The following is a 2,152-nucleotide window of genomic DNA, read 5'->3' as shown; positions in this document are numbered from 1 at the left end:
CATGCGCAATCGGTATGCGCTCGACTTCGCCTCCGCCGAGTCGGGCAGGATGCGGGCATGACGGAACGTCCGGTGCTGTATCTGGTCGTCTGCGCGGGCCGGTGGTTCGTGGTCGGTGGTGTCGTCGACGCCGAGGGCGGCACACGTCCGGCGGCCTGGACCAGTGTGGACGGTGCGACCTGGACGGTGCTGCCGGTGCGTCCGGATTCCTTCTACGGTCGGCAGAACGTGTTCCTGTCGGTGGCCTGCCGGGACGGGAGGGCGGCGCTGATCGGCGCGAAGGTCGGTGGCGCGCACGGTTATCCGCGGGTGAGCACGTGGCGGCAGGTGGCCGATGGCGCGCTGGTCGAGGTGCAGGCGCCGTTCGAGACGTACGGCGGGCCGACGGCGGTGAACGTGTCCCGCCTGACGGCCGGTCCGCAGGGTTGGTTGATCGTCGGCAACCGTTCGGCGGGGGCGGCTTCCTGGGTGGGGTCGCCGGACGCGGCGGAGTTCGCGCTGGTCGAGGGTGCTCCGGAGCTGGCCAGTGATGCGATGGGGGTGACCTGGGCGTTCGACTCGGTGGCGACGTCGTCGGGCTGGTTGGCGGTGGGTGGTTTCCTGCCGGCCGGTCGGATCGACCGGGACCCGGCGGTCTGGTCGTCGCCGGATGGGCGGTCGTGGCGGCGCACTGTGCTGCCGGGCGGTTCTGAGTACGAGGAGTTGCAGCGGGTGGTGCTGGTCGGCGGTGTGCCGGTGGCGGTCGGGCTGCGGGGGTCGACGTTCGGCGCGTGGCGGCAGGAGGCGGCGGGCTGGGTGGCGGCCGGGACGTTCGGGCGGCGGGCCGGCGCGGGGGTGCCGGCGGTGACGTCGCTGGTGTCGTCGGGCGATCAGCTGTTCGCCGCGGTGGTCGACGGTGCGCGGCATTCGGTGTGGGTGTCGACGGATCGTGGTGGGTCGTGGCGGGAGGCCGCGATGCCGCTCGATGTGCCGGCGGGTGTCGACCGGGACGTGACGCTGGTGGCGGTGGGTGACCGGTGGTGGCTGGCTGCGGACGACGGCACCAGAGCCGGGTTGTGGTGGGCGGCCGGCACCGGGGTCTGAAAGCCGACTGTGCTGTGGTGCGGCAGCCCGAGCGCGCTGTTTTCGCAGTTCAGCGACGCTTGTTCCGGGTCGGAGCGGCCCGCCTGAGCGTGGGTGGGATTCGGACCGGGCGCGCGCTTAAGGACCGTCTGGCCGATTCACCTGTGACGGACATCGACAAGATTGCCCACGTCTTCGTAACGGTTTCGCAGACCCCGCGTTCAGGCCTTCCGGGACGGTATGCGGTGTCGGTACGCTCCGCCATCACGAGCCGTAACGCAGGGGGAGTCCCTGCGGGGTGGGTGGAATTGCGGTCTGCTGCTGTCGCCGTCGCTTCGGGTCAGCCAGGTCCGCATCTGGAGGAGGTCAGGAAGCCGTGAGGCGAAGCTATGTACGGGCGCTGGGCACCGTTGCGCTCGCCGCGACCCTGGTGGTCGCGGCTGGTTGCCAGGATTCCGGCAGCGGCGAGGGTGGGACCGCGTCCGGTGACTGCGGTGGCAAGATCGCGATCTTCGGCGCGTTCACTGGTGACAACGCGGGTCTGGTGATCCCGTCGCTGAACGGCGCGAAGCTCGCCGTGGAGCAGTTCAACACCGCGAACCCGAACTGCAAGGTCACCATGCAGGAGTTCGACACCCAGGGTGACCCCGCGGTGGCGACCCCGTTCGCGAACCAGATCGCCGGTGACAACTCGTTCCTCGGCGTCATCGGTGGTCACTTCTCGGGTGAGTCGGACGCGACGATGCCGATCTACCAGGCCGCCGGCCTGGCGATGGTCAGCCCTTCGGCGACCCGGACCGACCTGACCCAGAAGGGCAACACGTCCTTCTACCGCGTCGTCGGCAACGACGGCACGCAGGCTGGTGCGGTCGCGAGCTACCTGAAGACCCAGAACGCGCAGAAGGTCTTCATGGTCGACGACGCCAGCGCCTACGGCGCCGGCATCACCGACGAGCTGGGCAAGCAGCTCGGCCCGCTGGTCGTGAACAAGGACAAGATCCAGGAGCGGCAGACGCAGTTCGACGCCACCGTCTCCAAGATCAAGGCCGCTCAGGCGGACTTCGTCTTCTACGGCGGTTACACCCGTGAG

Annotated in this window: 2 protein-coding genes; both read left to right on the top strand. The window is 69.7% G+C overall.

Going from position 1 to position 2,152, the window contains the following annotated elements; translation table 11 throughout:
* Positions 1 to 57 precede the first annotated feature (57 nt).
* Positions 58 to 1,083: a hypothetical protein gene (locus ACWCO3_RS34115; RefSeq protein ID WP_450014095.1), complete on the top strand. Its 1,026-nt coding sequence runs from the start codon at positions 58 to 60 to the stop codon at positions 1,081 to 1,083.
* 355 nt (positions 1,084 to 1,438) lie between these two features.
* Positions 1,439 to 2,152, top strand: a 714-nt coding sequence (locus tag ACWCO3_RS34110) for a branched-chain amino acid ABC transporter substrate-binding protein (protein ID WP_450014091.1), incomplete at its 3' end; no start/stop codon positions are given.

It is taken from the genome of Micromonospora sp. NPDC002411 (assembly GCF_053592955.1).
Note: the sequence above shows the minus strand (reverse complement) of the source record. Positions and strands in the feature narration are given on the sequence as shown.

Excerpts from the sequence above, each read along its gene's own strand:
- ACWCO3_RS34115 (WP_450014095.1), top strand. The coding sequence starts at position 58 with ATGACGGAACGTCCGGTGCTGTATCTGGTCGTCTGCGCGGGCCGGTGG.